Source organism: Streptomyces sp. NPDC059787, assembly GCF_042732315.1.
Classification (GTDB): Bacteria; Actinomycetota; Actinomycetes; order Streptomycetales; family Streptomycetaceae; genus Streptomyces; species Streptomyces atrovirens.
Map to the genome: position 1 here is coordinate 79,209 of NZ_JBHWHX010000026.1, position 18,690 is coordinate 97,898.

The window sequence follows — 18,690 nt, forward strand, 5'->3', positions numbered from 1 at the left end:
CGTTTCGGGCCGAGATGGAATTGTGCCACACCTATGGAATGCCGCACAGTCAGTTCATGGGGGCGGGTGACGGGCGGTGGACGGCGCTGGACCGGGCGAAGGCGCTGGCGTGGCTGGCGTACACGCGGGTGGTGTGCTCCGGGTGCGGGACGCGGGCGGACGAGTGGCGGCCGGATCTGGGCGGGGACCGGTTTGCGTACGTCTCCGACGCCACGACCTGTCCGGGGTGCGAGCTGCTGGAGATGGAGCGTGAGCAGGTGCCGGACGGGCCGGCTGGGCGTGGGGTGAAGATCGGGCTGAAGCCCAGACGGGAGCCGTAGGTGAGCAGCGGCTACAACCTCTACGTCGATCTGACGGCTCGCACGGGTGGCCTGTCGGCCGGGTTGCGCCAGTCGGCGACGCAGCTGCGGACCTTCGACGGGCAGCTGCAGCAGGTCAACCGGACGCTGATGGAGACCGGGACGGCCACGCAGCGGCTGGCGCGGCTGCAGGCGTCGGCGTCCGCTGACGCGGTGCTGGGGCAGGCCCGTGTCACTGCGGCCGTGGAGCGTACGGCTGCCGCGCAGGCGGCTGCGGCTCGGGCGGCGGAGCGGTCGGGCCGGGCGTTGGCGCTGGCGTCGAGCCTGGCGGCGCGTGCGGAGCGGGAGCGGGCGCTGGCAGCGGCTGCTGCTGAGCGGACGATGCGTGCTCAGGCGGTGGCGACGACGATGGCGGCCCGCGCGCACGCCGCGGTGGGCACGGGTGCGGCTGCGGCGCAGGCCACCGCGACCGCTGCCGCAGCGGCGGCGACGAGGGCGGCGGCGGCGCAGACGCTGCAGGAGGAGCGGGCCCTGGCCGCACAGGCTGCTGCGGCGCGTGCGGCCGGCGTGGCCACGCGCGCCACGCAGGCCCGTGCGGCGGCCGACTCGCGGGCCACGGCGACGCTGGCCGCACGGGACGAGGCGGAGGCTGCCGCGTCGCAGCGTGCGGCGGCGAACGCTGCTGCTTTGCGGCAGGCGGAGGCGGCGGCTGCCGCAGAGTCCCGCGCGGCGGCGCAGGCCCGCACCGAGGGCTACATGCGGGCCGGGGCGGTGCTGGGGCTGGTGCTCGCCGCTGGCGTTGCCGGGGCGGTGGAGCTGGAGAAGCGCATGGCGAACGTCATGACGATCTCCAGGGAGATCAACGCGTCCACGGTCGACTCCTACACCGATCAGATCGTGGAGATGTCGAAGCACATGTCGCAGTCGGCGAGCCAGCTCGCCGACGGCCTGTACCAGGTCACCTCGACCGGCTTCGACGGCGCGAGCGCGATGTCGATCCTCGGCGTAGCCGCGAAGGGCGCCAGTGCAGGCCTGACGACGACGGAGATCTCCGCGCGGTCCCTGCTGGGTGTGCTGAAGGCGTACGGTCTGCCCGCCTCGGAGGCGGCCGACGTCATGGACATCATGTTCCAGACCGTCAACATGGGCGTCATCAGCTTCCAGGAGCTGTCGATGCACATGGGTGACATCGTGCCGATGGCTGCTGCCGCCGGGATCGCCTTCGACGACCTGACGTCCGCGTACGCCGCGATCACGCTGGCGGGTATCCCTGCGGCGGAGTCCGCGACGGGGCTGAACATGCTGATGACCCGCCTGATGCAGCCGACGCGGGAGCTGAGCGCCATGATGCGCGAGCTCGGCTACGAGTCGTCGGCCGCGGCGGTGCAGGAGGACGGCCTGTACGTCGTGGTGAACAAGCTGACGAAGGCCACGAACGGGTCCGCTGAGGCGATCACCGGGCTGTTCCATGATGTGCGGGCCTCCCGCGCGATGCTCGCCCTGGCCGCCAACGAGGGCCAGAACTACGCGGACACCTACCGGGGCATCGCCTCCGAGGTGGAGCGGGCGGGGGCCGCGCACAGGGCGCACGAGATCCAGATGGACACCGCCGCCGGCCAGTGGGAGATGTTCGTCAACCGCAGCAAGGCCCTGGGCATCGACATGGGACGGGCGATGCTGCCGGTGCTGCAGGAGGTCGCCGGTGCTCTGTCGGTGTTCGCCGGGGTGGTCTCGGACATACCGGGGCCGCTGAAGTCGGCGGGTGCGGGCCTGCTGGCGATCTCGGCGGGAGGGTTGCTGGCGATGGCCGCGATCTCCCGGCTCACCGCGCAGTGGCACGGGTTCCGGGCGGCGCAGGCTCAGGCGCAGGCGGGCGGTTCGGTGCTGCCGGCGGCCCTGAGGGGTGCGGGGCTGGCGGTGTCGGGTCTGACGGCGCTGCTGTCGGTGGGTGTGCTCGCCTACGCGGCGTACTCGGCGTCCAAGCAGGAAGCCAAGGTGGCCACCGACAGCCTGGTGGAGGCGCTGCGCGCGGAGCGGGAGGGCACCGAGGGCGCGGGCCTGCGGGCGCTGGCGGAGTCGCTGACCGGCTCTGATGACGCGGGGGCGCTGAAGAAGGCCGGCGTCGACATGACGAAGGCCCTGGAGGGCATCACCTCGGGCGGCAAGAAGCTCGCGGCCGTGCGGCGCCAGATCTGGAGCAATGCCTCGTTCGCCTCGGTGGACTCGTCGGGGCAGGTGTCCGCCACCCTCACCAAGGAGGGTGAGGACGCGATGGACGTCCTGGACAAGCAGCACGGCATCTGGTCGAAGGCGGTGAAGAAGGAGGCCGAGCTTGCTGCGGCGATGGAGATCGTCAACGCCAAGGTGAGCAAGACTCGGGTCGCGGCGGCGAAGGCGTGGACGCTGGACACCCTGGTGCCGATCGGGGACGACGGGCTGCCGAAGTACACCGAAGAGATGAAGGCGATGGCGCAGGCCCTCGGCGCGATCGTCGACCCGGCGAAGGCGTGGCAGACAGCGCAGGAGAAGGTCGCCAAGTCCAACAAGGACGCCAAGGCGTCGCTGCAGGACTACATGCGGGAGCTGCGGTCCCAGCTGAGGGCGCAGCGCAACTTCCAGGGGAACCTGTCGAAGCTGGCCATGTCCGGATACACCGACCTCAGCGACCACTTCGCGGGGCTGGGGGTGTCGTCGGCGCCGATCCTCGACGAGCTGGTCAAGCAGCTCAGCAAGGGCAAGAACAAGGTGGCCGACGAACTGTCGTCGATCGTCGAGGAGTCGGCGGCCCGCTCGCAGCCGGCGTTCAGGGCGGGCCTGGCGCAGCTGCCTGCGATCGCGGCCCGCTACGGCAAGAGGATCGCTGCCGAGTTCGCGGACGCCGCCGAGACCAACGACACCCGCAAGTTCGGGCGGGTCATGCAGAAGATGGCCGTCACCGACATGTCGCGTGCCGTACGGGAGGGCAGCACGGCCGCACGGGGGCAGATGCGGCGAGGCATGGACCTGCTGGCACGGGTTGCCTCCGAGAAGGGCGCGGATGCGGCGGTCGCTCTGCAGCAGGCGTTCCTGTCGGGGGACGTGACGACTGCGATGGACCAGGTCCGTGCGATCTGGGGGGCGAAACCGCCGATCACTGAAGGCGACCTGGGCAGTGTGGTGGCGGCGTTCAAGTCGGCCGGCGGGAAGGCCAAGGGCGAGTGGACGGCGATGCTGGACCTGATCCAGCAGGTCGCCAAGACGAAGGGGACGGCCGCGGCTTCGGCGCTGACGACAGCGCTGCTGTCGGGCGACATGGCGGCCGTGGAGGAGCAACTGAACTCGATCGGCGCGAGCGTGCGGCTGATCCCCGGCACGAAGACGATCTCCGTCAGCGTGAACCCGCCGGCGCCGGTGTCGGTGACGGTCATCCCCCGCGTGACGGCGGGACCGGCGATGAACAAGCCGCTGCCGCAGGCCGACGGTGGCCTGCTGTCGTTCTACGCCGACGGCGGCGTGCGCCGGGAGCAGCACGTCGCACAGATTGCGCCTGCCGGGTCGTGGCGGGTGTGGGCGGAGCCGGAAACCTACCCGGGCGAGGCGTACATTCCGCTGGCTCCGTCGAAGCGGGCCCGGTCCAAGCAGATCCTCGACGAGGTGGCGCACCAGTTCGGGGCGACCGTCACCTACCACGCCGACGGCGGCCTTTCGAACTGGTCGTACACGCCGACGGGCGGCATGGACGGCCTGTTCTCCGCGTCGTCGATCGCGTCGGACTCGATGAACAAGAAGGGCACAACCCTCGACCTGCGCAAGTTCTCCAAGAACCTGGACCAGGCAATCAAGGAGGCGCAACGGTGGCGTAGGGACCTGGCGACAGTGGCCCGCCGCGCTGGCCAGGACGTCGCCGACGCGCTGGAGGCGATGGGCGAGGACGGCACCGCGCTGACCCACAAGATGGCCACCGGCAGCTCGAAGTACCTCAAGAGCATGGCGGGGGACCTGAAGAAGCTCGCCGACACGGCGAAGGCGACCCTGTCGGACTTCACCAGCCAGCTCGGCAACGCCACGAAGGAGACGTCGGCCTTTCAGAAGAACTTGATGACGCTGGCCGCGCAGGGCTACGGGGGCCTGGCGGAGCGGCTGGCCGCGCAGGGCGATGAGGCCGCGCAGGACCTGGCGGCGGAGGCCGTCAAGAGCAAGTCGAAGGCGAAGAAGGCCGACGTGGCGTTGAAGGCCGCCTTGAGGACGCTGTCCGACGAGGACCTGGCGGACCTGCTGCAGATCATCGCCGCGGTCAAGTCGTCGAAGACGGGCATCCACGACGTCGCGGAAGCCACCGAGCTGGGTGAGGACCGCATCATCGAGGTCATCAACGCGGGCAAGTCCCAGCTGCAGCGGGCCCTGGGGAAGAAGGCCACCCAGCTCCTCGCCGACTTGGGGCGGGCCAACAAGGGCCTGTCGTACGAGTGGGGCGGTGTGCTGACGCCCGGCCTGTACGCGACGAGCAACGGCCTGGTCAGGTTTGCCGAGCCTCCCACGGGCGGGGAGGCGTACATCCCGCTCGGGCAGTCCAAGCGGCCAGCGGCGATGGGGGTCCTCGAGGACGTTGCCCACCGCTTCGGATACACGCTCACCGCGCAGGGGGTGACCGGTCCTACGCGGGTGGACGCCAAGCCGCCCGGCGCGGTGCAGGTGGTGGTGGTGCGGGAGACGGCCCGGCCGCTGATCGGCCAGATGCCGGTCAACGTCACCGCCGGCGGCGACGGCCGGAAGGTGGCGCAGCAGATCGGCACGGAGGTGATGCGGCGTCTTCGCGCCGCGCAGCGAGGAGGCAAGGCGTGACGGTCGCTTTGGACGACTACCAGTACGACCTTGGCGGCCTGGTGATCGGGACGGGCACGCTGCTGCCGGTCGGCGATATCACCGGGCTGGGGACCCCGGAGGTGCGGACCGCCACCGTCGACAACCCCACCGAAGACGGCGGCTTTCCGGGCGTGGACCTGTTCGGGGTGCGCACGGTGTCGATCGAGGCCGGTATCCGCACTCCTGAAGATCCGGGTGCGGCGCTCGACCTATTCGCGCAGCTGCAGCAGATCACCGGCATCGACAGCATCCGCAAGACGGCAGGCGCGCGGGCGATGCTGCGCGTCAAGTTGCCCGGCCGGGCGGTGAAGTGCCTGTTCGGTAGGTGGCAGCGGGCGGATGCCGTGACGATGTCGCAGGCCGTTTACGGGTGGATCCCGCTGGAGCTGGAGTTCACGGTGACGGACCCGCGCTGGCACTCCGACGTCGTGCAGTCGCTGGTGCTGCCGCTGGACATCTCCAACGACTCGCAGGGCTTCACGGCCCCTGTGGTCGCGCCGATCACGACGGGCGTGTCCAGTCCGTCGGAGCGGCCCGGCTGGGTGTTCAACCGCGGGGATGTGGCCGCGTGGCCGACGCTGCGCATCGACGGCCCGGTCACCAACCCGAAGGTGTGGGTGGTGGAGACCGGCCGCTACCTGCAGCTGCAGACGAGCCTGGCCGCGGGGGAGCGGATCGAGATCGACACCCGGCCCGGTACCCGCTGGGTGCTGCGCAACGGGTCCGGCAACGCCGCGCCGGCGCTGACGTCCGGGTCCCGCATGGACCTGTTCAAGATCCCGCCGAAGCGCAGCGAGATCCGGTGGACCGCGACGGATTACACCAACACCTGTCGCCTGACCCTGTCGTGGCGCGACGCCTACACCGCCTTGTGAGGACACTGAGATGACGCTGATCCAGCCGCCGATGATGGTCAACGGCGGTACGCACCCCGCCCGCACCATGCGCATGATGATCCGTGACCTGTCGCGCGGATCGCAGGGCGTGACCGAGTACAACGACCTGAAGGTGACCCAGCAGACCACCCCCGGTGCGGGCGTGCAGGTCGGAGACGGTTCCGGGGTGGTGCGCGGCGCGTCCTGGGGGCAGGGCTCCTACACCCAGTACAACGTGGGCACCGCCCTGGTGGACATCGCGCCGACGGAAGCGACGCCCCGCACGGACATGGTGGTGCTGCGCATCCTCGATCCCGAGTACGAGGGCAGTCTGGACCCGGCCACCAACGACATCGGCTTCTTCGACGTCGTCTCCAACGTGTCGGCGACGGCAACGACCGTGCCGGCGGGGATGACCGCGATACCGCTGGCGCGGGTGACGCAGCCCGAGAACTGCGCCACCATCACCAACGCGATGATCACCGACCTGCGCCGGATCGCGAATCCGCGCCGGGAGCGGCAGCTCTACACGGCCTTCCCTTCCTCCGCCAGTCGGCTCACCTACCAGGACGCCCAGTGGCGCAACTGGCCGGCACAGGCCCGCTGGTCGATCTACGTGCCGCCCTGGGCGGTTTCCGCGAAGGCCGTCACGACCATCGCCGGACTGCGCCTGGACACCGCTGACGTGTACGCCCACATGCAGCAGGTGTTCGGGACGGTGCTGGGCCAGGACACGCACATCGACGACGACCAGGGCGCCAACACCCGCCGCAACACGGTCGTCCTCGCCGACAGCCTTGTCATCCCCTCGGCGATGCGGGGCACCACGCAGAACCTGTATCTGCAGACGGCCATGCAGAAGTCCGAGTCCGGCAACCTCCAGGTGGACGGCGGTACCTCCCTGATCGCGGACGTGGAGTTCGAGGAGGGCGTGGTCTGAGGTGCCCTCCTACCGCTATCTGACGTGTGATGCGGTCAGCGGCAGCGTCCTGGCGTGGGACCTGCCGCTGGCGGACGTCTCGTACGGCCCGGAGCTGAACGGGCCGGGCTCGCTGCAGGCCGTGCTGGAGCCGCACCTGGCGCACGTCCTCGGCTCGATGGTCGACCCCGGCAACACGCTGATCTTCGCGGAGCGGGACCATCGGCTGATGTGGGGCGGGTTGATCTGGCGGGCGGACCCGGAGGGCGGCAGCTATCCGATCGAGGCGGCCGGGTTCAGCTCCTACCTGAGCAAGCGGTACGACCTGCACGGGAACCTGGGTGGGCGCGGCCCGTACACGAACGCCGACCCGTGCAAGGTGATCCGGGACGTGTGGGCGTACTGCCAGGGGCAGGCGGACGGGGACCTGGGCGTGGTGGTCGACGCGACCACTTCGAAGGCGAAGATCGGCAGCCCGGAGGAGCCGTACGCGACGGCGTGGTGGGAGGCCACAGCTTTGGCCGACGTGATCACCGATGCGGTCGACGTGTTCGGCGGGCCGGAGTGGACCGAGCGGGTGTCGTGGGTGGGCGGGCAGCCCGAGCGGCGGATCCGGATCGGCTGGCCCCGCTTGGGGTCTCGCCGCACGGATGTGTCGTTCTCGACGGGCGTGAACATCGCCGAGCTGGAGCCGGTCACCTTTGACGGTGACGCGTACGCGCAGGTGGTGGTCGCGCTCGGCGCGGGCGAGGGCCAGGGCCGACGGCGTTCCGTCGATGCGGTACGGGACGGCCGGCTGCGCCTGGAGGACGTACTGGACCTGCCCATGATCAAGGGCACAGACCAGCTTGCGGCGAAGGCCCGCACGGGCCGGGTCGCCCGCCAGAAACGCGGCTCGGTCGAGGAAGTCGACCTCATCGACCACCCCGCGGCCCGCTTCGGCTCCTTCCAGGTCGGCGACGACGTGCGCGTACAGATCCATGACCAGTGGACCGACTTCGACGGCTGGGCGCGGGTGACCGGTTGGACGCTCACGCCGGCGCAGGGGGACCAGCAGGAACGCATGACGGTGAGCCTCGCGCCCGCCGACTCCTTCATCTACGGAGGCTGAACCCCTGTGGCAGACACCCTTTCCGGCCTGGCGGCCAGGATCGCCAACCTGGAGCGCCTGGTGCGCGACCTGGCGCGCTCCAGCCGTCTGGCGCACTCCTCGATCGAGAACGGCTCGATAGCCGTCTACGACGACCTGGGCGTGCTGCGCGGCAGCATCGGCATGCAGGAGGACGGCACGGTCGCGCTGGCGGCCGTCAACGGCCCCATCCCGCCCGCCCCGTCCACGCCCGCCATCGCCTCCGTCCTGGGAGGCGTCGCCGTCTCCTGGGACGGCCAGTTCGCGGACGGCAGCCAGGTCCCTGCCGACTTTGCCTACGTGGAGGTTCACTTCTCCTCCAGCTCCGACTTCACCGACGGCGGCTCCCTGTTCTCCGCGTTCTACTCGCCGCTGGCCGCGACCATGACCGTGCCCGCGAGCGGGCCGCTGTGGGTGCGCCTGGTGTGCGTGTCGACGTCGGGCAAGGAGTCCGCGCCGTCGGCGGTGGCGGGGCCGGCCGGGCCCGCCCCGGTGGTCGCGCAGGAAGTCCTCGACGGCATCGTCGGTGAGCTGGCGCTGGCCGACGGGGCGGTCACCCGGGCGAAGATCGAGGCGGGGGCAGTCGACGGTACGGTCATCGCCGACGGCTCGGTGAGCACACCGAAGCTGGTCGCGGGGGAGATCGACGGCCTGGTCCTGAAGGCCGGGACGGTCAACGCCGACCGGCTGGTGGCTGCGAGCATCACCGCAGCGCAGGTCCAAGCGTTGAGCCTCACCGGCGATCGGCTCGCTGTGAACACGGTGACCGCCGACCAGCTGGCTGTTGGCACGATCACCGCGGCGTCGGGCGTGATCTCCTCGATCGACGCGTCCGTGATCACCGTGGGGAAGATCAAGGCGTCGCAGATCGACGCGACGAACCTGGTGGTGTCAGGGGCGAACGTCAACGGCGCGGTCGCCACGGCGGGCAGTGCCGGCACGGTGACCGGGTCGATCGGTTCCGGGGTGACGCTGCCGCCCACCCAGATGGGCGCCGGGCAGATCCCGCAGACCACCACCATCAACGGCGGCTCGATCATCACGAACACCCTGGATGCGACCGCCATCAAGGCCGGCACCATCTCTGTGGACCGTCTGGCGGTGGGGCTGGCCGGGCAGATCGGGCAGAAGTTCTACGACTTCGGCGACTCGGCATCGAAGTGGCTGAATCATGCCAGCGGCACCATGACCACGGTTGCTACTGCGGAAGGCCAGTCCGGTGGCAGCGTCATGAGGTGCGTCGGCTACATACAGGCCGCCTACCGGCCGGACGTGAAGATCCCCTTCGACCCGTCGGTGACGTACCGGGTCAGCGGCCGGTTCCGGCAGACCGTCGCCAACTCGACACCCGGTACGAACCAGAAGCTGTACGTGGGAGTGGCGGGCCTGGCTGCTGATGGGGTCACATTCGTCAACATCACCGGCTCGAATTCGCCCAGCTCCCAGTACTACGCGGCGGCCAATGCGCAGGACCTGGTGGCCGGGGCGGGCTGGGTGACGTACACCGGCTACATCAAGGGCACAGGGACGCCTCCGCTGGTCGGAGTACGGCCGAACGCGAACGCGCCGGGCCAGATGCACCCCAATGTTCGCTACCTGACGCCGGTCATGTACTGCAACTACCAGAACGGTTCAGGCACCGTCGAGATGGACATGTTCGCCATCGAGGTCGTCGAGTCCGGTGGGATCACCGCGAGCAACATCAAGGCCGGTGCCATCGACGGCCAGACGATCACAGGTGCCGTAGTGCAGGCAGTGCGCGCCAACGGCTCGGTGGCTGCACTGATGGCGCCGGACATCGGCAACGGTCAGGCCGGCTTCCACACCACGTCAGATGACGGGCAGACATGGGCACGGCTGCAGTCCGGTGAGTTGGTCCTCGGTGCCACCGGAGTGAACCAGGTCGCCCCCACCGGCATGCTGGGGCAGGCTTCCGGCGGCACGCTGCACCTGCAGTCGGGAATCATCAAAGGCGGCGCGCAGGCACACATCATCCTCGCCAGCGGGGACAGCCCCCTCGCGCCGGGCAACGGTGCACCGTTCATCACCATCCAGTGGGACGGCAGCAGCGGCCCCGGCGGCGCGGACATGATCGTGGACGTCTCGGGCGTCCTCAAGCCGCGCAACTTCGCGTGGGGCAGAGTCGACATCACGCCCGTGCCCAACACACCGACTTCCGTCACGGTCAGCGGGCTTGATCTTCGGGGCAACGCGTTCACGGCGTACGCCACCGCCATTACCACCTTGCCCGGTACGTCGGTGACCGGCGTTGGCGTCTCGGCCGCTTCGAGGACGTCGGTCACGTTGTGGCTTACCCGAACTACCACACAGGTCACCGCAGTCAGCTGGATGGTCTTGGGAGATGAGATCTGATGGAAGAAGTCGAGCCGGAGATGCTGCTCGTCACGTGCCACACCGGGGGCTGCCCCGTGGCCGGTGTCACGTACGAGTGCGAGATGTACCCCAATGCGGAGCCGCCGACGTGGCGTGCCGTGTGCGGGCAGTGCAGGCAGACCGTCACTGACATCGTGCCCGTCGCCTGAGGCGAGCGCCCCGCGCTGCCCGTAGACTCATGGGCGGCGCGGGGGCGTTCATGCGAAGGAGCGCCCAGTGAGCGCGTTCAACCAAGACCCCACACCGTGGGAGCTGCTACGCGCCATGCAGCAGATGCGCGACGACCTGCGCGCCGACTTCGCCGCGTTCGCCGCCCGTCTCGCTGAGATGGTCACCAAGAACGAGTACGCCGCAGACCGGCGGGCCGACGAGATCCGCCTGAACGCCCTCGAAGCGGACCTGAACGAGGTCAAGAATGAGCGGGACAGGGAGCGGTCGGAGGGCCGCACGAACCGACGCCTCGCGGTGTCCGCGCTGATCGCCCCGATCGTGGTGGCGATCGTGGTGGCCTGGCTGCTGCCACAGCTTGCCACCTAGAAATCCGATGCCTGGCGCGGGGGAGAAGCAGGACGCGCCCGATGGCAACACCGCTCGACGCTGACCGCGCGCTCGCCGTGCTCAAGGCCGCCGGCCTGGACGTGCGCGAGGTCCGTTCCTGGAGAACCCACAACCGCGACCACAAGGGCCCGTGGGGGCCGATGCACGGGGTGATGATCCACCACACCGGCGCGTACTCCACCGAGTCCGGCATGGTCTCGCTGTGCTACAACGGGCACTCCACCCTGCCCGGCCCGCTGTGCCAGTCCGTCATCGACAGGGCCGGTGCGGTGCACATGGTCGGCTGGGGCCGCGCCAACCACGCCGGGTCCGGGGACTCCGACGTCCTTGCCGCGGTGAAGGCCGAACGCTCCCTGCCCGTGGACAACGAGGCCGACACCGACGGCAACCGCCACTTCTACGGGGCCGAGCTGATCAACCACGGCGACGGCAAGCAGGCGTGGCCGGCGGCGCAGGTCGAGGCGGCGGCCCGGTGGGCGGCGGCGCTGTGCAGGGCGCACGGGTGGAACGAGAGGTCCGTGATCGGCCACAAGGAGTGGCAGCCGGGCAAGCCCGACCCGCGCGGCATCGACATGGACGACTTCCGGGCCCGCGTCGCGCAGCTCCTCGACGATGACGCGGAACCGACGACGCCCGAGAAGCCGACGGCGCCCTCGACGCGCCCCAAGCCGAAGCCCACGCCCTACCGTCCCCCGGCGTTCCCCGCCGGCCTGGCTCCGGGCAAGGCCCGGCCGTCGGCGAAGGCGCTGCAGAGGGCGCTGCGCGCCGCGGGGTTCCTGAAGATCAGCGACGCGGACCTGGCCGACGCCTACGGGCCGCGCACCCAGGCGGCGGTGGCGAAGTTCCACAACGCGCACCCGCAGTACAGGGCGAAGGGCGTAACCCGCGACGTGAAGATCGGGCCGCGCGGCTGGGCCCACCTGTTCACCCTCGCCTACGGCCGGAAGTGAGTACCTGATGGACGCTGGGGACGTCATTCGCCGGTTCACGTTCCATCCGGCCGACACCGCCGAGCGCCGCCAGGCCCACGAGGACATCCGGGCCGCGTGCCTGGAGCTGGCGCTGATGCTGCACAACGAGCTGCCCGCCGGCGCGGAGAAGCAGTCGGCGATGTTCCGCCTCGAGGAAGTCATGTTCTGGGCGAACGCTGCGATCGCCCGCCAACCCAAGGAGTCCTGAAGTGAACCTGTACGTGTCTTTCCTCCGGACGGTCGTCCCGGCGGTCGTCGGCTGGCTGGTGGCGCTGGCCGCCGACTACGGGCTGAGCCTGGACGCGCAGGCCCTGTCGGGGGTGCTGACGCCGCTGGCCGCGTCCTGCTACTACGCGGTGTTCCGTCTCGCCGAGCACTACGTGTCGCCGCAGTTCGGGTGGCTGCTGGGCTACGCCCGGCCGCCGCAGTACCGCCTCGCCGCGTAGCCCGGCCCACCCGGCGCATGACCCAGGCCCTCACCCCACGGGGAGGGCCCCAGACATGACCAAGGCCCCCGCTTCCCAGCGGGGGCCCGGCCTCTTGGAGGGCTCCAGCGTAGCAGTACGGGCTGTTGGCCCCCGGTCGCTGGAAACCCGCCTCTGACCTGCGCCAGTTAGAATCTAATGGCAGTCGTGAGAGAGGGGAGGGGGCCGGTGGTGGCGGGGAAGACGAAGCCGTTCCTGGCCGGCAGGCAGGAGTTCGCCGCCCTGTACGGGGTGAGGCCCACGCAGGTGACGCAGTGGGTGGCGCGGGGTGTCTTGAACTACGAGCGTGCGGTGATCGTGTCGGGGTCGCCGTACTGGTTGCTGTCGTTCGTGCGGACCTTCGGGCAGATGACGCCGCGGTCCAAGGAACTGGACGAGCGGATGCTGCAGCAGCTGGTCGCCGCGCAGGAGCCCGGTGTGTGGGCGCGCAGCACGGACGCGATGCCGCCGCTGGTCGGCCTTCAGGAGGCGACGGCCCTGTTCGGGCTGTCCAGCCAGCAGAACCTGTCGGCGGTGGTGCGGCAGGGCCGGTTCGCGCCGGCGGACTACCAGCTGTCCGGGTCGCCGCTGTGGCTGCTGGACACGCTCATCGAGGCGGCGCCGGAGATTCAGGCGAAGTCCCGCACGGTGATGTGGGCGGTCGTGCCGCAGGTCGAGGCGGCGCTGAGGCAGGGCCGCTACACCGGCCCCGGCTCGGTGATTGTTCCGCGTGGGCGGGCCGCGAAGGGGTCGTGACCTGCGGAAACACGGTGACACCACATTAAAATGAGGCTAGAATAAGAGCATCGGCCCGGAGCGGGCCGATGCTCTTATCTATGGGGAGGAAGGATGTGCAGCGTTACCGCCGCGGCCCGGTCGCCGACCGCCGGATGTGGCTTTGAGGGCGGTGAACTGGTTGATCGTGTCAGACCCTTACTGAAAAATGTGCCACACCATTGGAGAGGTGTTAGCACTTCCGGGGGTCTTGTGCCTATTCATCAGCAGCAACTGCCCGGTCTGGACGACATCCAGCGCGTCCAGCAGCCCGCCCTCGACCCCGACCAGTCCATCCAGCAGCGGTTCGAGGAGTTCCACGCCCTCAACCCGTGGGTGCTCAGGCATCTGGAGGCGCTGGCGGCGGACTGCGTGGCCAAGGGCTTCCGCCGCGTCGGCATCGGGATGCTCTTCGAGCTCCTGCGCTGGCGCTACGGCGAGGCCACCCAAGGCGACGCCTTCCGCCTGAACAACAACTTCCGCAGCCGGTACGTGCGGCTTCTGATCGAACGCCACCCCGAGTGGGCGCGGCTGTTCGAGACCAGGGCCCTGCGCGCCGCGTGAGACCAACAACCTCTTGGAGCAGCCCTGATGGGCATCAAGTTGAAGACCCGCAAGCCGACCGGCATCGTGCCGTGGCCGCTGATCCTCGTCGAAGGAGACGAGGGGGCCGGCAAGACGTACTGCGCCGCCGAGTTCTCGGCCTCCGACCGCATCGGCCAGATGTACTGGGTCGATCTGGCCGAGGGCAGCGCCGACGAGTACGCGGCGATCCCCGGCGCCGACTACCTGATCATCGAGCACGACGGCACCTACCGGGACATCCTGGAGCAGATCCGCGCCGTCCACGCCGAGGCCCGCCGCGCGGCCCTCGCCGGCGAAGCACCGGTGGTGCTGTCCGTCGACTCCGGGACCGCCCTGTGGCGGATGCTGAAGACCTGGACCAATGAGCGGGCCCGGCGCGGCAAGAGCAACGCGCAGCGCCTGTCGAACGACCCGGACGCCGCGATCGAAGTCGGCATGAACCTGTGGAACGACGCCACTGAGCGGTGGGTCGAGATCATCCACCTGCTGCAGACGTTCCCCGGCATCGCCATCATCACCGCTCGCGGCAAGCAGATCACTGCCATTGACGAGAACGGCAGGCCCGTTACCGACAACCGCGGGCGCGTCCTGCGGGAGTGGAAGGTGCAGGCGCAGAAGGACCTCGCGTTCGACTGCTCGGTGTGGGTGCGCCTGCGCCGCGGCCACTCCCCTCAGGTCATCAAGGCCCGCTCGCTCAAGCTGCGCGTCGAGGACGGCAAGCCGCTGCCCCTGCCGGACTTCTCGATCGAGGACCTGGTGTTCAACCGGCTCGGCTGCTCGGTGGAGTCGCAGCCCCGCCAGATGCCCGCCCTGGTCGGCGACCGGGTGCAGGGCTGGCTGAGCGAGCACCAGGTGGACGACCTGCGGGACGTCGAGAAGCTGCGCGAGCTGTGGTGGGACGCGGCGGGTGACGACACCGGCCTGACCCGCGCCGAAGTCGTCTCCATCCGCGCCACGATCGAGCGGAAGGTCGCCGAGATCGAGAACCCGCCCATGGAGATGGGTCAGGGGCCGCTCACGGACGCCGACCGGCTGAGGGCCGCTGCCGAACGCCGGGCCGAGGAGGACGCCGGCGAGGAGCCGGACGACGACGAGCCCGAGCGGCGTCCCGCCCGCAAGGCCCCCGCCAAGCGCACGGTCGCCAAGCGGGCCCTCGCCAAGCGCACCACCGCCAAGACGGCCGCCGCCCGGCGCTGACCCCTTCCCCCGCGGGCCGGGCCTCCTGCGGCCCGGCCCGCCCTCGACCTTCTGGAGTTGTTGTGACTGCTCAGCCTGTAGAGCCCGTAGAGACCACGCCGTCCCTGTGGACGGCCGCGCACGATGTGGACGCCAGACGGCCCCGCTCCCTGCAGCAGCAGCTCGGCGCATCGGACACCGTGTGCGAGCGCCGCGCCGCCTACATCGTCGCCGGGACCGCCCCGACCGACGAGACCGACAAGAAGGCCGCGATCCTCGGCACGTACATCCACGAGGGCCTGCTGGGTGCCGCGCGCAGCGAGTACGGCTGGCTGGTGGAGCGCGCCGTCGCCGACGACATGATCAAGGGCCACATCGACGCCGTGCAGCTCGACGAGGCGACCGCCGCCCGCGTCCCGGCCCGCCACCGGCCCAAGGTGCCCGCCGAGGCCCTGACGGTGGAGGACGTCAAGACCAAGAGCACCTACCTGTGGGACAAGGTGCGCCGCTACGGCGCCAGCCCGGCCGAGCTGCGGCAGGTGTACCTGTACGCCGACCTGCTGCGCACGGTCGGTTTCGAGGACGTGCGCGGCCAGCGGTACCTGGCCAAGCTGGGCCCGCTGGAGGTGGAGCGGATCCGCTTCCGCTTCGTCAACCGCGACAACGGGGCGGAGCATGTCCAGGAGTTCCCGTTTGACCCGACGGAGGCCACCCGCGCCCGCTGGTGGGTGCAGCGGGTGCTGGAGCTGGACTCCCCGGAGCAGGCACGGAGAGATTTCGACGGGCCCGGCCTGGACGCGATCTGCGACCACTGCCCGTTCATGACGGCTTGCTGGGGGCTGCCCGAGCAGCCCGGTGCCCCGGTGCAGACCACCCTCATCCACGACGACGCCGACCGGGCGAAGGCCCTCGCCGACTACGTGCGCGGTCACGAGCTGGAGACCGAAGGCAAGAAGATCAAGAAGAAGGCCCGCGCGATGCTGTCCACCTCGCCGGCGGGCGCGTACGGCCGCAACGAACTGGCGTGGGGCGGGGAGTCCCCGAAGTGGGAGGTCGACGTGCAGGGGATGGTCGACCTGCACGAGGACGCGGACATTCCCGTGCCGATGGTGCCGGACGAAGACCGCATGATCGACAACCTCAAGGCGGCGGGCCTGGCCGTACCTGAGGTGAAGACCTCCGAGACCACGCCCAGGACCATCATCGTGCGGCCCTTCAAGGGCTGATCGGCGTGCCGCCGCCCGCTCCCTGGCCGGGGCGGGCGGCGGCCCCCGTGAAGGGAACTTCCGTTGTCCATTCACCTGATGGTCGTCGCCGCGTACCTGCCTGAGGACGTGGTGACGCAGGGGCAGAAGCTGGCCCTGATGAAGATCTGCGACTCCGCAGACGACGAGACGCGCCTGTCGAAGCCGGGTCTGCGCCGTCTGCGGGCGTGGGTCGGCGTGACCGAGAAGCGGTGCATGACCATCGTCACCGAGCTGGTCGCCAAGGGGCTCGTAGAGCGCGTGGAGACCGGTAAGGCGGGCCGCAGGGCGGTCTACAAGGTCTTCCCGCTGGGAGTGCCTCCGATCCCGTCCAACGACGACCTGGAGGCCCGTTTCGCGGTTGCTGACGCGGCCCCGAAGAACACCCGCAAGGCCCGCAAGGGGGTGGCCCGCTCGGCACCGTCCAAGCCCGCGATGACGCACGAGGACATCGACGCGCGGGCGCTCGCGGCCGGCGAGGGTGTGAGAGAGGCAGGGTTCCACGAGTGGAACCCTGACGAGGGCGAGGGCAGGGTTCCACCGGTGGAACCCGCTGGGTCTCACGAATGGAACCCACTGGGTTCCACCGGTGGAACCCCTTCTTTTCCTTCTTCTTCCTCTTCTCTTCCTTCCCCCCCTACCCCCACGGCTGACGCCGCGGGGGAGCCTGCCGGTGGCTGCCCCAAGCACCCTGCTCCCGCTGCGAACTGCCGCGCCTGCGGCACGAACCCGCGTGCCGCTCGCGCGGCGCGGGAGCGGGACAAGGCGGAGGCTGAGCGGCAGGCGCAGGAGCAGTGGCTGCGCGGCTACCAGAAGGACCTGGCGATGGCGCGGCGGACGGCCCAGGAGCGGACCGAAGAGGTGGAGGCCGCACGGCAGGCCGCCCGCCAGGCGGCTCGCGAGGGCCGGGAGAAGATCCGCGAGGCACCGCAGCCGCCGAAATTTTGAATCTTGACCCCCACCTGAATGCCACTAGAATAAGAGGAAGTGGGAGAGGGTAGGCCCTCCCCCCCGATACCGCGAGGAGAACCGCATGAACGAGCAGACAGCCACCGCCGAGACGGCGACCGCCCGCATCCCGGACGGGAGCTGGGAGTTGAAGGTCAGGTACGAGGACGGCAAGACCGTCGCCGAGGTCTTCTCCTTTGGCGTGAAGCTGAGCGCCACTACCCTGACCGACGGAGGCGTCGTCACCGTCGAGGACTCGGCCACCGGGCCGACCGTCCACCGCTTCGACGACACCGTGCAGGCGTACGACGCCACCCAGTGCCGCGAGGACATCCGCAACGGCGACGTCCTGGTGATCGAGTCCGAGCGCGTCGTCGGCTTCCTCGACACCGCCTGGCCGATCGCCATCACCGAGGCGCACGGCGAGTTCCACGCGCTCAAGACGCCCGCCCGCGAGTACCACGACGGCCGCTTCACGGCCAGCGTGGAGCTCGCCGAGAAGGTCGCCGCCGAGCACGGCTTCCCGCTGGCCGCCCAGACCGCTCACGCGGCCTGACCGAGATGCCCGCGACCGGCCAGCGCGAAAGCGTCACCTGCAGCTGGTGTCAGCACCCCAGACCGGCGAGCAAGATCCGGTACTGGGACGGAAAGCCCCAGTGTGTGGACGTGATCCGCTGCACGGCCCGCATCCCGCGCACCAGTAAGCCCTGACCCCGGACGGGGCGGCGGAAAGACTTCCGCCGCCCCGTTCATAGATGTGCCACAACTCTGTACCGTACTATGCACCTCTTGGAGATCACATGAACCTCGCCCCCCTGCCTGAGCACGGCCGCACCGGCCGCCCTGAGTGGCTGGCCCTGTGGCAGCAGTACGAGCCGGTCACCACGCCGCTGCGCGCGGCCGGACTCGTCTGCGACATCGACACCTGCGGCGGCCAGACCGTCATCTACGTCGACCTGCCCGACGGCACGCACCTGGTCATCGGCTGCGGCGACGACAGCCTGCCGGACCGTCTGCGGGACGTCACCGGCTGGATCGTCACCCGCGAGCACCGCGACAACCCCACCTTCCACCTCCAGGTCTTCGACTCCACCGAGGACGGGGAACACGGCGAGTCCGGCGGCGACGTCGTCGCGATGCTCGCCGGCGTCGCCCTGCACCTGAAGGCGGCGGCCGACGCCGACACGCAGGCGGCCGGAACCCGGCTCGGCGCGCTGCTGCTGGCCACGGCGCAGCGGTTCGCCGTCGAGGTCACCGGCGTCACCGCCCAGCACACCGGCAACAGCCGGAAGCTCAGCGGCCCCTTCAACGACCACCGGGAAGCGGTCAAGGACTACGGCTGGCAGACCCACCTCCTCGAGGAGCAGGGCTGGCAGATGGTCCACGAACACGGCGGTGCCGACTGGCCCGTGACGGTGTGGCAGCGCCGCGGCGCGACGGTCCTCGTCTTCGTCTCCCGCCAGTCCCTGCTCTGACCTACCCCCACCCGACCGGCCCGGCCCCGCACCGCGC

The 18,690-nt window shown here is 70.1% G+C and carries 18 protein-coding genes; all 18 read left to right on the forward strand.

Annotated elements, in window-relative coordinates; genetic code table 11:
• Window positions 1-38 precede the first annotated feature (38 nt).
• The 18 genes from ACFV5H_RS23905 (at window position 39) to ACFV5H_RS23990 (ending at window position 18,653) form a co-directional block, all read left to right on the forward strand.
• A complete protein-coding gene (locus ACFV5H_RS23905; protein WP_385197196.1) occupies window positions 39-320 on the forward strand; it encodes a hypothetical protein in 282 nt (93 codons plus the stop codon).
• Window positions 321-5,120 (forward strand): phage tail tape measure protein, encoded by a 4,800-nt coding sequence (locus ACFV5H_RS23910; protein WP_385197198.1) that lies wholly within the window; start codon window positions 321-323, stop codon window positions 5,118-5,120.
• Window positions 5,117-6,016: a phage distal tail protein gene (locus ACFV5H_RS23915; RefSeq protein WP_385197199.1), complete on the forward strand. Its 900-nt coding sequence runs from the start codon at window positions 5,117-5,119 to the stop codon at window positions 6,014-6,016. Before ACFV5H_RS23910 ends, ACFV5H_RS23915 begins: the two co-directional genes overlap by 4 nt.
• Window positions 6,017-6,026: 10 nt before the next feature.
• Window positions 6,027-6,956 carry a hypothetical protein gene (locus ACFV5H_RS23920; protein ID WP_385197200.1) on the forward strand — a complete coding sequence of 310 codons (930 nt, stop codon included), beginning with the start codon at window positions 6,027-6,029 and terminating at the stop codon, window positions 6,954-6,956.
• Window position 6,957: 1 nt separating this feature from the next.
• On the forward strand, window positions 6,958-8,046 hold the full coding sequence (locus ACFV5H_RS23925; protein WP_385197202.1) for a hypothetical protein: 1,089 nt from the start codon (window positions 6,958-6,960) through the stop codon (window positions 8,044-8,046).
• A 6-nt stretch (window positions 8,047-8,052) separates the two neighbouring features.
• The gene (locus ACFV5H_RS23930; protein WP_385197203.1) at window positions 8,053-10,437 is read left to right on the forward strand and encodes a hypothetical protein; all 2,385 of its coding nucleotides are present in this window, start codon (window positions 8,053-8,055) and stop codon (window positions 10,435-10,437) included.
• Window positions 10,437-10,607, forward strand: coding sequence for a hypothetical protein (locus ACFV5H_RS23935; protein ID WP_385197204.1), 171 nt, complete (start codon window positions 10,437-10,439; stop codon window positions 10,605-10,607). Before ACFV5H_RS23930 ends, ACFV5H_RS23935 begins: the two co-directional genes overlap by 1 nt.
• 67 nt (window positions 10,608-10,674) lie before the next feature.
• A complete protein-coding gene (locus tag ACFV5H_RS23940) occupies window positions 10,675-10,995 on the forward strand; it encodes a hypothetical protein (protein ID WP_385197206.1) in 321 nt (106 codons plus the stop codon).
• Window positions 10,996-11,036: 41 nt separating this feature from the next.
• Window positions 11,037-11,966 (forward strand): N-acetylmuramoyl-L-alanine amidase, encoded by a 930-nt coding sequence (locus tag ACFV5H_RS23945; RefSeq protein WP_385197207.1) that lies wholly within the window; start codon window positions 11,037-11,039, stop codon window positions 11,964-11,966.
• 7 nt (window positions 11,967-11,973) lie between these two features.
• On the forward strand, window positions 11,974-12,195 hold the full coding sequence (locus ACFV5H_RS23950) for a hypothetical protein (protein WP_385197208.1): 222 nt from the start codon (window positions 11,974-11,976) through the stop codon (window positions 12,193-12,195).
• Between the two features lies 1 nt (window position 12,196).
• Complete coding sequence (locus ACFV5H_RS23955) at window positions 12,197-12,433, forward strand: hypothetical protein (RefSeq protein ID WP_385197210.1); 237 nt, start codon at window positions 12,197-12,199, stop codon at window positions 12,431-12,433.
• A gap of 186 nt (window positions 12,434-12,619) precedes the next feature.
• Window positions 12,620-13,207 carry a hypothetical protein gene (locus ACFV5H_RS23960; protein WP_385197211.1) on the forward strand — a complete coding sequence of 196 codons (588 nt, stop codon included), beginning with the start codon at window positions 12,620-12,622 and terminating at the stop codon, window positions 13,205-13,207.
• A 231-nt stretch (window positions 13,208-13,438) separates the two neighbouring features.
• On the forward strand, window positions 13,439-13,789 hold the full coding sequence (locus ACFV5H_RS23965; RefSeq protein WP_385197212.1) for a hypothetical protein: 351 nt from the start codon (window positions 13,439-13,441) through the stop codon (window positions 13,787-13,789).
• A gap of 27 nt (window positions 13,790-13,816) precedes the next feature.
• The gene (locus ACFV5H_RS23970; protein ID WP_385197214.1) at window positions 13,817-15,007 is read left to right on the forward strand and encodes an AAA family ATPase; all 1,191 of its coding nucleotides are present in this window, start codon (window positions 13,817-13,819) and stop codon (window positions 15,005-15,007) included.
• A gap of 62 nt (window positions 15,008-15,069) precedes the next feature.
• Entirely contained in the window at window positions 15,070-16,212 is a 1,143-nt protein-coding gene (locus tag ACFV5H_RS23975) for a PD-(D/E)XK nuclease family protein (RefSeq protein ID WP_385197216.1), read from the forward strand.
• A 63-nt stretch (window positions 16,213-16,275) separates the two neighbouring features.
• A complete protein-coding gene (locus ACFV5H_RS23980) occupies window positions 16,276-17,178 on the forward strand; it encodes a hypothetical protein (protein ID WP_385197218.1) in 903 nt (300 codons plus the stop codon).
• An 85-nt stretch (window positions 17,179-17,263) separates the two neighbouring features.
• The gene (locus ACFV5H_RS23985; protein ID WP_385197219.1) at window positions 17,264-17,734 is read left to right on the forward strand and encodes a hypothetical protein; all 471 of its coding nucleotides are present in this window, start codon (window positions 17,264-17,266) and stop codon (window positions 17,732-17,734) included.
• Between the two features lie 244 nt (window positions 17,735-17,978).
• Window positions 17,979-18,653, forward strand: a complete 675-nt coding sequence (locus ACFV5H_RS23990) for a hypothetical protein (protein ID WP_385197220.1) — start codon at window positions 17,979-17,981, stop codon at window positions 18,651-18,653.
• The last annotated feature ends 37 nt before the right edge of the window (window positions 18,654-18,690 follow it).